Below are 12299 nucleotides of genomic sequence, written 5' to 3'. Positions count from 1 at the left end.
CGCAACCACTCGCAGCTTCCTGACCAGGATCAACACGCTGCATGACCGGATGGTCACCGGACTCGCCGCGCACGCGCTGGCGGCCTGCGAGCGAGTCGGCCTAGCGTGCCGGTATGTCTTCCGATGACGCCCCCACCTCCTCGGCGATGCGCCGCGCGCTGGCCCGCGCCCGCGACGGCAAGACGCTGGACCGGGACGAAGTGGCCGTGCTGCTGCAAGCCCGCGACGCCGATCTGGACAAGCTCACCGAACACGCCGCCAGGACCCGCGACGCCGGGTTGCGCGCGGTAGGCCGGGAAGGCGTGATCACCTACAGCCGCAAGGTGTTCATCCCGCTGACCAGGCTGTGCCGGGACCGCTGCGGCTACTGCACGTTCGTGACCGTGCCCGGCAAGGTCGAATCGCCGTACCTGTCGCCGGACGAAGTCCTCGAGATCGCCCGCGAAGGCGCGGCGATGGGCTGCAAGGAAGCCCTGTTCACCCTCGGCGACCGGCCGGAGGACCGCTGGAGCGCGGCGCGCGACTGGCTCGACGCGCACGGCTACGACGACACGCTCTCCTACGTGCGGGCCATGTCGATCCGGGTGCTGGAGGAGACCGGGCTGCTGCCGCACCTCAACCCCGGGGTGATGGGCTGGCAGGACCTGCAGCGGCTCAAGCCGGTCTCGCCGTCGATGGGCATGATGCTGGAGACCACCGCCAGCCGGTTGTACACCGAGAAGGGCGGGCCGCACTACGGCTCCCCGGACAAGGACCCGGAGGTGCGGCTGCGGGTGCTCGACGACGCCGGGCGCAGCGCGGTGCCGTTCACCACCGGCATCCTGATCGGCATCGGCGAGGACCACGGCGAACGCGCCGACGCGATCTTCGCGATCCGCAAGGCCGCCCGCGCCTACGGCGGCATCCAGGAAGTCATCGTGCAGAACTTCCGCGCCAAGCCGAACACCAAGATGCAGGCGACGCCGGACGCGGACCTGCAGGAACTCGCCGCGACGATCGCCGCGACCCGGCTGGTGCTCGGCCCGAAGATGCGCATCCAGGCCCCGCCGAACCTGATCGGCGACGAGTACGCGCGGATGATCCGCGCGGGCATCGACGACTGGGGCGGGGTTTCGCCGCTGACCCCGGACCACGTCAACCCGGAACGCGACTGGCCGCAGATCGACGAGCTGGACCGGCTGACCGCGGATTCCGGTTTCCGGCTGCGCGAACGGCTCGCGATCTACCCGGAGTACGTGCGCGCGGGCGAACCATGGCTGGACCCGCGAGTGCGCTCGCACGTCGACGCGCTCGCCGAACCGGAGACCGGGCTGGCGCGCGAAGGCGCCATGCCGGAAGGGATTCCGTGGCAGGAACCGGACGGCGGCTGGGAGCAGCTGGCGGGCACCGGCCGCACCGACCTGCACGTCGAAGTGGACACCGTCGGGCGCACCGGGGATCGGCGCAGCGACTTCGACTCGGTCTACGGCGACTGGTCCGAACTGGCCGAGCGGGTGCCGACGACACCGTCGCGGATCGACTCCGACCTGCGGGAAGCGTTGCAGCGCGCGGAAAAGGACCCGGCCGGACTGTCCGATGAGGACGCTCTCGCGCTGCTGCACGCGGACGGCGCGGAGCTGGACGCGCTGACCTCGCTGGCCGACGGGCTGCGCAGGGACACCGTCGGGGACGACGTGACCTTCGTGGTCACCCGCAACATCAACTTCACCAACGTCTGCTACACCGGCTGCCGGTTCTGCGCTTTCGCGCAGCGGCGCACCGACGCCGACGCCTACACGCTGTCGCTGTCGCAGGTCGGCGAGCGCGTCGACCAGGCGTGGGAAGCGGGCGCGACCGAGGTGTGCATGCAGGGCGGCATCCACCCGGACATGCCCGGTACCGCGTACTTCGACATCGCAGGCGAGGTCAAGCGCAGGCAGCCGGGCATGCACCTGCACTCCTACAGCCCGATGGAGGTCGTCAACGGCGCCTCCCGCACCGATCTGTCCATCCGGGACTGGCTCGATCGCGCCCGGGAGTCCGGTGTGGACTCGATCCCCGGAACCGCGGCGGAGATCCTGGACGACGACGTCCGGTGGGTGCTGACCAAGGGCAAACTGCCCGCGTCGAGCTGGATCGAGGTGATCAGCACCGCGCACGAGCTCGGCATCCCGACCACGTCGACGATGATGTACGGGCACGTGGACACCCCCGAGCACTGGGTGGGGCACATCAAGCTGATCGCCGACCTGCAGCGGAAATCCCTGGAGAACAACGGGAAACCCGGCTTCACCGAGTTCGTGCTGCTGCCGTTCATCCACCAGAACTCGCCGATCTACCTGGCCGGGCTGGCGCGCGCGGGCACCACGCCGCGGGAGAACCGGGCGGTGCACGCGATGGCGCGGATCCTGCTGCACGGCCTGATCGACAACATCCAGTGCTCGTGGGTGAAGCTCGGCGTCGACGGCTGCCGGGACGTGCTCGCAGGCGGTGTGAACGACCTCGGCGGCACGCTGATGGAGGAGACGATCAGCCGGATGGCCGGGGCCGACAACGGCTCCTACAAGACCATCAGCGACCTGGAGACCATGGTCGCCCCGACCGGCAGGCCGCTGCGGCAGCGCACCAGCCTCTACGGCACCCCGGACGCCGACCGCGTCGAAGCGGCCCGCGCCAGCGACGGCGTCACCCCGGCCGTACGCCGCTCACTGCCGGTGGTCGGCTGAGCCGCACGCAAGACCAGCGGCCCGCCGGGTTCCCCGATCCGGCGGGCCGCTCCAGCGTTCCCAGCAGCGCCGGCCCCTAATGCTCACGCCTAAATTCCAGGTACTCCGCATCGACTTCTACGTCGCCGACGAGCCGCCAGGCCCTGCGTTCGAACACCAGATCGCCGGTAACGGTGAATGGCAGCTTTTCCTGATACGCCATGATCGCCCATCGATGCCCGTCGGGATCGAGGGTGACGTGGACCGTCCGGACTCTACCGTTCAGTTCGACGGAAAGCTGGATGGTCGCCGTGTTGCTCTCGGGATAACCAAACTCATCGCGGCTCAAGGACCGAACGTAGCCGACGAGGGTTTCGCGATGAGGCGGCTGCTCCTGACGAATCAGCCTTTCTCGAATTCCGGGCAACCTGCCGATCAGTTGGCGGTCGAGGACGATGGCCTCGAGGCCTACAGCGGGCTTTGGTTCAAACGGTGACCAGCAGAAGGAAAGATCGAGCGAGCGCAACGACTCCGACTGCGTCAACTCCTCGAGAGACTCGACGAGACTCGCGCTCACACCCCGTTCTCCAGGAGCTCGAAGGACTGAGGGGTCCCATGCTCGACTGACGTCGCGTGTGGTCTCCAACCCGCGAGCGAGCGTTTCCATCGCCTTCCTGGCGAAACTCTTCCCGGCGGCACCCTTATCCCGATCAGGCAAGTCGCCCAGACGTGCTGCGACCGTGAAAACGAAGCTGCCGCGCTTGGTGTGCCCCAGACGAACATCGTCCTCGAGAAAGTTGGAAACGGGCGCCGAGCGCTTGCCGCCCCGATGAGAATGGTAAGGATCATAAGCAGTCGTTGCGGCAGCCTTGAGAAGCTTGTAGAGGGACTCCACCGACTTCTCGGCCTGCCGGAACGAGATGGTCCCATCCAGCACGTCCTGATCGAGCCGGACGTAGAACATATCGGCCCGGGCGCCGCTGATGCGCTCGCAAAGTTCGCTGGGGCCCCAGTCATAAACCTGCCCGAGGGAGTACAACACTTCCTTGAAGCGCCGTTGAAAATCAACGAAGTCGGTCGCCAACGGCAGCATGATTCGTGGTTCCCGTTGCGGTGCAAGATCGCCTTCGCTGGGCAGCCGCCAAATCTCCTTCACCGGATCGCGAAGTTCCAGCCGCCAATCATGCGCTGCCAAGTACTGGGCGACGACGGAGGGGGACAGCACCTCAGCAACGTCTCCGTAGCTATCGATCGCCGACGCGCTCACCAGTCACCCCTACCGCCGATGTCCCGCATGATGTCCAGCAACTGGCGCACGCTGAAAAGGTTGCTCCTAGGCAACCGCACGGTTTTGCCCGTCGCATCGCTGTCGATCGTGCCAAGCTTGTCCGCCCGCTGCCAGTACATTCTGCTCTGGGTGAGCAGTCTCGACTCGTTCTGATCAAGCCATCCGTCCGGCGACGGCGGGACGACGAGCACGCCCAGGTATGCGTCCAGGTACCGCTTCGGGTGGGTCAGCTTGGTGAATGCTCGGTCGTCCAGCCGCCACGACATGTACTCGTCGTTGAGCCGGTGGATCTGCGAGGTGCACTTGACCTGCAACTCGAACTGCGGCCCGTAGTGAATCTGGTACTCAGCCGACGAGACGATGGTGATATCCACGCCATCGTAATCAGCGTCGTGACTCTTCACTGAACAACGGGAGGCTGCGGCCACCATACGTACGAAGCCGAGGCTGAACCCCTCTTTGGCCGCGCTCATCGGAAGGCCGTCCGGCTCCACAACGTGCGAGAGCACTTCCACGGCCAACGCGTCGTCGGCGTCAGACGTGCTGCCGTCCGGCATTTGTCCCCCAGGTCCGGCGCTCGTTGTGCAGTGCTCAGCTGATCATACAACACTTTGTGTAGCAGGCTGAACACCCTGCGTGTTCACGATTGAGCTCCGGAAGGCAGCCCCTCCGACCGATCTTGCAGGATGAACGACTCCTTTGCTCCAGGTCCCCATCACTCCGGGGTGCTGTGCATCGTTCCGGTTCGGACGAAGCGGTGGTGCCAGGACAGGGATTCGTCGAGCAGGTGCGGCGTGTGCAGGCCGAACGAGTCGCGCTGTGCCCGTGCGAAGTAGTCGTGCAGCGCCGGGCGGAAGTCCGGGTGCGCGCAGTTGTCGATGACCAGCCGCGCCCGCTCGGCGGGCGCGAGCCCGCGCAAGTCCGCGATCCCCTGCTCGGTCGCGATCACGTCCACGTCGTGCTCGGTGTGGTCGACGTGCGAGACCATCGGCACGATCGTCGAGATCGCCCCGCCCTTCGCGCTGGACGGCGTCACGAAGATCGACAGGTAGGCGTTGCGGGCGAAGTCGCCGGACCCGCCGATGCCGTTCTGCACCGAGCTGCCCATCAGGTGCGTGGAATTGACGTTGCCGTAGATGTCGGCCTCCACGATCCCGTTCATCGCCAGGCAGCCCAGCCGCCGCACCACCTCCGGATGGTTGCTGATCTCCTGCGGCCGCAGCACGATCTTGTCCCGGTAGTCGGCGATGCCGTCGTGGAACCGGTCGTCGGCAGCGGGGCTCAGCGACAGCGCGGTCGCCGATGCGGCGCGCAGCACGCCCGCGTCCAGCAGGTCCAGCATCCCGTCCTGGATGACCTCGGTGTAGGCGGTCAGGTCGCGGAACGGGCCGGTGCGCAACCCGTCCAGCACGGCGTTGGCGACGTTGCCGACGCCGGACTGCAGCGGCAGCAGTTCGCGCGGCAGCCGACCGGAGCGGACCTCCTCGCCCAGGAAGTCCAGCACGTGCCCGGCGATGCCGCGGGAGGTCGCGTCCGGCGGGCGGAACGCGGTGCCGCGGTCCGGTTCCTCGGTGCGCACCACCGCGACGATCTTGTCCTCGGGGCATTCCAGGTGCGCCGCACCGATCCGGTCCGACGGCCGGGTCAGCGGAATCGGCTTGCGCTGCGGCGGCAGGGCGGTGCCGTAGTAGATGTCGTGCATCCCTTCCATGCCATCGCCGTGCCGCTCGTTGAGTTCGACGATGACCTGGTCGGCCTGCTCGATCCAGGTCTTGTTGTTGCCCACCGAGGACGACGGGACCAGGTGCCCGTCCTCGGTGATCGCGGTGGCTTCGACGATCGCCACGTCGAGCCGCCCGAAGAAGCCCTGCCACACCCGCGGCGCCACGTGCGAGAGGTGCATGTCGGTGTAGCGCAGCGCGGCCGAGTTGATCCGGTCCCGGGTGACCGGGTCGGATTGGTACGGCAGCCGCAGGTCGATCCCGTCGGCTTCGGCGAGCACGCCGTCCACTTCGGGCGCGGTGGAGGCGCCGGTCCACAGCCCGATGCGCATCGGCTCGCCCGTCCGATTGGCCTCGGCGATGCGCTGCGCCAGCGCGGCCGGGACCCGCTTCGGGTGGCCGGATCCGGTGAAACCGCTCATGCCGACGTTCGCGCCGGGTTTGACCAGGTTCGCCGCCTCGACGGCACTGGTGAGCTTGCGCGCGATCCTCGGGTTGCGGATGCGTCCGGTCATGAATTCTCTCCGTTCAGCAGCATTGCCGTCGGCACCCTCCGGTGCGCGAACGGAAGAGTAGGAGCGGCTGTGATCCCGTAAACAGTGACGCGGGGCACAACGCGGTCGAACGCGGGGCCCGCGCAGTTTTCGGAAAACGGCGATCGCAGCCCGCTGAGCTGCGCGGAGAACTCGTCGGGGAACGCTCCGGAAAACCTGCTCCCGGATCGGCGCGACGCGCCGGTGACCGCGCGGCGCATTCGCCCTCCGACACCTGCGATCGGAGCGCGAACGGCTCCCCGATCCGCCGGACGACCGCAGTCCGAGCCGTCCGGAGCTGGCGAAAACACTGGTCAGACGACCGCGGCTGCGCCGGCCCCTGGCGCGCCGACGGCGCGGGCCGCCCACGACGCCCTTGCCCCGGGAAACGGATCACCTAGTGTCGAAAACGGCTCCGAGAACGAGAACCGCCGGATTCCGCGATCGGGCACGACGGAGCCACGAATCCACCGCGATCGCGATCGGCGACAAGGTGAGGAAAAGGAGCATGACGGCAAACGCGAGCGCCGCGGCGCACCGGCCCGACGAGCAGGTCGATTCCATTTCGCTGGACGAGCAGGTATTCGGCGACAACCCGCTGCAAGTCCGCGAATCCGACCACTACGCGCAGGAATACGTCGGCGGCATCGTGGACAAGTGGGACGAGCTGATCGACTGGGACAAGCGCGCCGAGAGCGAAGGCCGCTTCTTCGTCGACCAGCTCAAGGCGCGCGGCGTGGAATCCGTGCTCGACGTGGCGACCGGCACCGGGTTCCACTCGGTGCGGCTGCTGGAAGCGGGCTTCGAGACGGTCAGCGCGGACGGCAGCCCGCAGATGCTGGCCCAGGCGTTCCGCAACGGCCGCAGGCACGGCGGGCACGTGCTGCGCGTGGTCAATGCCGACTGGCGGTGGCTCAACCGGGACGTGCACGGCGAGTACGACGCGATCATCTGCCTGGGCAACTCGTTCACGCACCTGTTCTCCGAGCACGACCGGCGCAAGGCGCTGGCGGAGTTCTACGCGATGCTCTCCCACGACGGCGTGCTGATCATCGACCAGCGCAACTACGACGCGGTGCTGGACGGCACGTCCGGGGCCAACCAGACCTACTACTACTGCGGCGATCAGGTCTCGGCGAAACCGGACCACGTCGACGAGGGGCTGGCCCGCTACAAGTACACGTTCCCGGACGACACCGAGTACTTCCTGAACATGTACCCGCTGCGGAAGAACTACGTGCGCGGGCTGCTGCGCGACGTCGGTTTCCAGCGCATCGACACCTACGGCGATTTCCAGCAGACCGCCGCGGACGAGACGCCGGACTACTACATCCACGTCGCGGAGAAGACCTACCGCACCGCTGAGGAACTGGCCGAACTGGACGCGGACGCGCCGCGCTCCACGAGCTGAACCGGCACACCCCGCCACCGCCGGCCGGTCCCGCGCGGACCGGCCGGCGGACTCGCGGTCGTTCAAGTACAACTTTTTGATCTTTTGCTCGTCAGCGGCGGAGCCGCTGAGCAGTGGCCGTGCAAGCAACCGGCACCGCCGCGCAAATCATTCTCAAGGACTCTTCACTCGCAGATCCGCCTCGATGCGGGCGGCGGTGGTCAGCAACGGGGGCACGACCTCGCGACGCACCACGTCCGCGGACGCGCCGTGCTCGTCGAGCGAGACGTTCACCGCCGCGATCGCCCGGCCCGCCGGATCGCGCAGCGGCACCGCCACGCCGCGCAGCCCTTCCTCCAGCTCGCCGTCCGAGATCACGAAACCTTCCTTGCGCACCTTGGCCAGGTCGGCGTGCATCCCGTGCCGGGAGGTGACCGTGCGCGGCGTGACCGGGCGCAGCGACATCGCGCTGAGCCGCGCCTCCAGCCGCTCCGGCGCCAGGTCCGCCAGCAGCACCTTGCCCATCGAGGTCGCGTGCACCGGGAACCGGCTGCCGACCGGAATCGCCACCGACAGCAGCTTGGGGCTCGGCACCTGCGCCACGTAGCGGACGTCGTCGCCGTCGAGCACGCCGACCGCGGTCATCGCCTTGAGCTCCGCGGTCAGCCGCCGCAGGTGCGGCTCGGCGATCTGCGGCAGCGAACGCGTCGACAGGTAGGCGTGGCCGAACTCCAGGATCCGCGGCGCCAGCGCGTAGTGCCTGCCGTCGTGCTGCACGTATCCCAGGTCGATCAGCGTGAGCAGCAGCCGCCGCGCGCCGGCGCGGTCGAGTCCGCTGGCCTGCGCCACCTCGGTCAGCGTCAACTCCGGCTGCCGCTCGGTGAAGGTCCGCAGCACGCGGAACGCGCGCTCGACCGAGCGCACGAAGTGCGGGCCGGGTTCGTCGTGCCGGCCGGGATTTTCGTGGGAGCCGGGTTCTTCGCTCATCGCACCTGTGTCGTGGGACGGGCGCGCCTGCGGGTGCGCACCTGGTTCCGGTCCAGCTTAACAACCGATTGCACAGGCAAGGAGATCCGCGCCGCCGATTCTGGGATGAGTGGGAAAAAATCGCCGGGAATCCGGTGACGCGCGCACATCCTGCGTTCACATTCCCAGATGCGCGTCCGCGGCCTTGACACCCCGAAATGATCTCTTAAATTCCTTCGGAGCGCTCTCCTTAATCCTTTCCGGAGGCCTCGCACCGCAAGGACACCGATCACCGGCGCTCGACGCGCCGCAGCAGCGGACAGGCGAAACGCATGAAGACATCATCACGCCCGGGACGGGCCGCGCTGGCGCTGGTAGCCGGCTCCGCCCTCGTCGCCGGGCTCGTCAGCACCACCACGGCGGGTGCCGAGCCGGCACCCGCTCCCCCGGCACCGGCTCAGGCGGTGCGCGACACCGACCCGCAGAATCCGGACCTCGGACCGAACACCTACGTCGTCAAGCCGGACACCCCGCAGGGCGAGATGCAGTCCAAATTGGACGAAATCGCCAAGCGGCAGCACACCAACCAGTTCGGCGACGAGCGCGACGCGATCCTGTTCCAGCCCGGCGAGTACGACGCCGACGTGAACCTCGGCTTCAACACCCAGGTCGCCGGGCTCGGCATGTCCCCGGACGACGTGCAGCTCAACGGGCACGTGCGGGTCGAGGCCGACTGGTTGCAGCAGGGCGACGACCCGAACTACAAGGGCAACGCGACGCAGAACTTCTGGCGCTCGGCGGAGAACCTCGCGGTGACGCCGCCGTCCGGTGAGATCGAGCGGTGGGCCGTTTCGCAGGCCGCGCCCTACCGCCGGATGCACCAGAAGGGCCAGATGCAGCTGTGGGACGGCGGCGACGGCTGGGCCAGCGGCGGATTCATCGCCGACTCCAAAATCGACGGACTCGTCGAATCCGGCTCGCAGCAGCAGTTCCTCACCCGCAACAGCGAGCTGGCCGGTGGCTGGACCGGGTCGGTGTGGAACATGATGTTCACCGGCACGGCGGGCGCCCCGGCGCAGCACTTCCCCGACCCGTCGAACACGAACATCCCGGAAACCCCGAAGATGCGGGAAAAGCCGTTCCTGAACATCGACGACACGGGCAACTACAACGTGTTCGTCCCCGGCATCCGGGAGAACTCGTCGGGACCGAGCTGGGCGAACGGCGCGCCGGAGGGTGAGAACCTCTCGCTGGCGGACTTCTTCGTGGCCAAGCCGACGGACAACGCGGCCACCATCAACGCCGCGCTGGCCGAGGGCAAGCACCTGCTGTTCACCCCGGGCGTCTACCACCTGGACGACACGATCAACGTGACGAACCCGAACACGGTGGTGCTCGGCATCGGCATGACCACGCTCGTCCCGGACACCGGCAAGACCGCGGTGTCGGTGGCCGATGTGGACGGTGTGAAGCTCGCCGGGCTGCTCATCGACGCCGGTGAGCAGAACTCGCCTTCGCTGATGGACGTCGGCCAGGAAGGGGCGAACGCGAGCCACGCGCAGAACCCGACCTCGCTGTCGGACGTGTTCTTCCGCGTCGGCGGCCCGCGGGCGGGCAAGGCGAGCACTTCGCTGCAGATCAACAGCAACGACGTCCTGCTGGACCACAGCTGGGTCTGGCGCGCCGACCACGGCGACGGGGTCGGCTGGGACGTCAACACCGCCGACACCGGTGTGATCGTCAACGGCGACAACGTCACCGCGCACGGGCTGTTCGTGGAGCACTACCAGAAGAACAACGTGGTGTGGAACGGAAACGGCGGCCGCACCTACTTCTTCCAGAACGAGATGCCCTACGACCCGCCGGATCAGGCGGCATGGGGCGAGAACGGCGGCTGGGCGGCCTACAAGGTCGGTGATCAGGTCACCGACCACGAAGGCTGGGGGCTCGGCAGCTACTGCTACTTCAACGTGAACCCGTCGATCACCGCGGCCCGCTCGTTCGAAGTGCCCGACAACCCCGGCGTGAAGTTCCACGACATGGTGACCGTCTCGCTGGGCGGGGTGGGAACGATCAACCGCATCATCAACGACATCGGTGAACCGGCCAACGCCGATCACCAGATCAGCTACCAGACCGAATTCCCGGGCTGATAGCCGGAGAACCGAGTGCGGGTGGCGGAGACGATCCGCCACCCGCATCTTCGCGTACCGCTAGGGTTTCTGCGCCACTGCGGCGAAGCACACCGCGTTCTCCGGGGCGCTCTCGTCCGACGGGTCGACCCCGACGAGGTCCGATCGCCATTCCGAGGTGTAGGTGACACCGGGGTCCAGCAGCTCCCAGCCGGTGAAGAAGCGGCGGAACTCCAGCTCTTCGCGGGCCACGAAACCGGGATTCTGGGTGTTCTCGTAGGACTTGATGAACTCGAGCGTCTGGGTGCGGACCGGCTCCGGCACACCGTCCACAGTGGCGTGGCTGATGGCGAGCCTGCTGCCGGAGGGCAACGCGGCCTTGTACCGCTCCAAGGCCGCTTCCGGATGCCGGCTGCCCGGCATGAAGTGCAGCAGCGCCACCGCAAGCACCCCGATGGGCCGGGTGAAGTCGAGCTGTTCGCGGGTGCCCGCGGCGGCGAGCACCTCTTCGGGCTCCAGGAAGTCACCGCGCACGACCGTGGTGCCGGGTACGTCCCGCAGCAGCTGCTCGGTCTGCGCCACGGCGACCGGCTCGTTGTCCACGTAGACGACCCGGGCGTGCGGATCGCGGTGTTGCGCCAGCTCGTGGGTGGCGCCGGCCGTCGGCAATCCCGCACCGAGGTCGAGGAACTGGTCGATCCCCGCGTCAAGCATCGTGTGCACGGCGCGGCGCAGGAAGGTGCGGTTCCAGCGGGCCACGTCGGCGATGTGCGGCAGTATCTCCTTGGCCCTGGCCACGAACTCGCGGTCCGCGGCGAAGTTGTGCGCACCGCCGAGGTACGCGTCGTAGACGCGGGCCGCGCTCGGCGTCTGCACGTCGACGCCTATTGCGCGCCAGCTGTCCTGATCATCGACCATTCACCCAAAGTAATGATCTTCGCCCGCGGCGACAAGAACGCGGCGCATCGATCGGCCCACACCTCGGGCGAGAAACCGGGCGGGCCGCGCAGGACGCTGCGTCAGGCGCGATCCCGCGGTGAGACGGCGTGAGGTTGCGCTACCCGGGCACCTGCGCAACCGGGCCGAACTCAGACAACTCCGCTGTCGCCGAGGCGGCGCAGCAGGCGGGTCAGCTCCGCGACATCGTCCGGGTCCCAGCCGCCGAGCGCCGAGCGCCAGCGGTCCCGCTGGTCGGCCACCTGCGCGTCGACCTTCCGGTGCCCTTCGCCGGTGAGCACGACCAGCCGCGCCCGCGCGTCGCTCGGGTCCGGCACCCGCTCGGCGAGCCCGAGCCGCACCACCGCGTCGACCTGCCTGCTCACCGTCGACTTGTCCAGTTGCAGCGCCGCGGCCAGCGACGACATCCGCAGCGCGCCTTCCTTGCTGAGCAGCATCAGCAGCGGGTACGAGGTCGGATCCAGCTTCGGGTGCACCTGCCTGGCCAGTTCCCGCGTGGTGTGCCGCGCACGGCGGATCAGCGCGCGCATCTCGTCTTCCAGCGCTGGAAGCAGTTCCTCCGACGACACCCTGACACCTCTTCCGTGCAAGAAACCGGCCGTACGATCGTAATCGCACCCCGTCGGGG

Annotated in this window: 8 protein-coding genes and 1 pseudogene; 3 read left to right on the top strand and 6 right to left on the bottom strand. The window is 68.1% G+C overall.

The window, feature by feature from the left end:
• Window positions 1–113 precede the first annotated feature (113 nt).
• Window positions 114–2705, top strand: coding sequence for a bifunctional FO biosynthesis protein CofGH (locus V1457_RS18500; protein WP_338595778.1), 2592 nt, complete (start codon window positions 114–116; stop codon window positions 2703–2705).
• Window positions 2706–2781: 76 nt separating this feature from the next.
• Here V1457_RS18500 and V1457_RS18495 read toward each other — a convergent pair whose 3' ends face one another.
• From V1457_RS18495 to V1457_RS18485, 3 genes are all read right to left on the bottom strand, one after another.
• Window positions 2782–3951, bottom strand: coding sequence for a hypothetical protein (locus tag V1457_RS18495; protein ID WP_338595777.1), 1170 nt, complete (start codon window positions 3949–3951; stop codon window positions 2782–2784).
• The gene (locus V1457_RS18490; protein WP_338595776.1) at window positions 3948–4529 is read right to left on the bottom strand and encodes a DUF4365 domain-containing protein; all 582 of its coding nucleotides are present in this window, start codon (window positions 4527–4529) and stop codon (window positions 3948–3950) included. Before V1457_RS18490 ends, V1457_RS18495 begins: the two co-directional genes overlap by 4 nt.
• A gap of 158 nt (window positions 4530–4687) precedes the next feature.
• Entirely contained in the window at window positions 4688–6208 is a 1521-nt protein-coding gene (locus tag V1457_RS18485; protein WP_338595774.1) for an acetyl-CoA hydrolase/transferase family protein, read from the bottom strand.
• Window positions 6209–6788: 580 nt separating this feature from the next.
• Here V1457_RS18485 and V1457_RS18480 point away from each other — a divergent pair.
• Window positions 6789–7601 (top strand): annotated as a pseudogene (locus V1457_RS18480) (class I SAM-dependent methyltransferase); the annotation flags it as partial.
• A 189-nt stretch (window positions 7602–7790) separates the two neighbouring features.
• On the opposite strand, the gene V1457_RS18475 reads toward V1457_RS18480, so the two are convergent.
• The gene (locus tag V1457_RS18475; RefSeq protein ID WP_200069606.1) at window positions 7791–8603 is read right to left on the bottom strand and encodes an IclR family transcriptional regulator C-terminal domain-containing protein; all 813 of its coding nucleotides are present in this window, start codon (window positions 8601–8603) and stop codon (window positions 7791–7793) included.
• A 311-nt stretch (window positions 8604–8914) separates the two neighbouring features.
• Here V1457_RS18475 and V1457_RS18470 point away from each other — a divergent pair, with 311 nt between their 5' ends.
• The gene (locus V1457_RS18470) at window positions 8915–10735 is read left to right on the top strand and encodes a sialidase (RefSeq protein WP_295140058.1); all 1821 of its coding nucleotides are present in this window, start codon (window positions 8915–8917) and stop codon (window positions 10733–10735) included.
• Window positions 10736–10795: 60 nt separating this feature from the next.
• Here V1457_RS18470 and V1457_RS18465 read toward each other — a convergent pair whose 3' ends face one another.
• Together V1457_RS18465 and V1457_RS18460 are read right to left on the bottom strand one after the other, a co-directional pair.
• Window positions 10796–11632: an SAM-dependent methyltransferase gene (locus V1457_RS18465; protein WP_200069608.1), complete on the bottom strand. Its 837-nt coding sequence runs from the start codon at window positions 11630–11632 to the stop codon at window positions 10796–10798.
• A gap of 170 nt (window positions 11633–11802) precedes the next feature.
• Window positions 11803–12240: a MarR family winged helix-turn-helix transcriptional regulator gene (locus V1457_RS18460; protein ID WP_200069609.1), complete on the bottom strand. Its 438-nt coding sequence runs from the start codon at window positions 12238–12240 to the stop codon at window positions 11803–11805.
• Between the last annotated feature and the right edge of the window lie 59 nt (window positions 12241–12299).

Source organism: Saccharopolyspora sp. SCSIO 74807, from assembly GCF_037023755.1.
Classification (GTDB): domain Bacteria; phylum Actinomycetota; class Actinomycetes; order Mycobacteriales; family Pseudonocardiaceae; genus Saccharopolyspora_C; species Saccharopolyspora_C galaxeae.
The sequence above is the reverse complement of the archived record's forward strand: the minus strand, read 5'-3'. Positions and strand labels throughout refer to the sequence as shown.

What these genes read in the sequence shown, in the direction of transcription:
- V1457_RS18475 (WP_200069606.1), bottom strand. Translation starts at nt 8,603, where the DNA reads ATGAGCGAAGAACCCGGCTCCCACGAAAATCCCGGCCGGCACGACGAA.
- V1457_RS18465 (WP_200069608.1), bottom strand. Translation starts at nt 11,632, where the DNA reads ATGGTCGATGATCAGGACAGCTGGCGCGCAATAGGCGTCGACGTGCAG.
- V1457_RS18470 (WP_295140058.1), top strand. Translation starts at nt 8,915, where the DNA reads ATGAAGACATCATCACGCCCGGGACGGGCCGCGCTGGCGCTGGTAGCC.
- V1457_RS18500 (WP_338595778.1), top strand. Translation starts at nt 114, where the DNA reads ATGTCTTCCGATGACGCCCCCACCTCCTCGGCGATGCGCCGCGCGCTG.
- V1457_RS18485 (WP_338595774.1), bottom strand. Translation starts at nt 6,208, where the DNA reads ATGACCGGACGCATCCGCAACCCGAGGATCGCGCGCAAGCTCACCAGT.
- V1457_RS18490 (WP_338595776.1), bottom strand. Translation starts at nt 4,529, where the DNA reads ATGCCGGACGGCAGCACGTCTGACGCCGACGACGCGTTGGCCGTGGAA.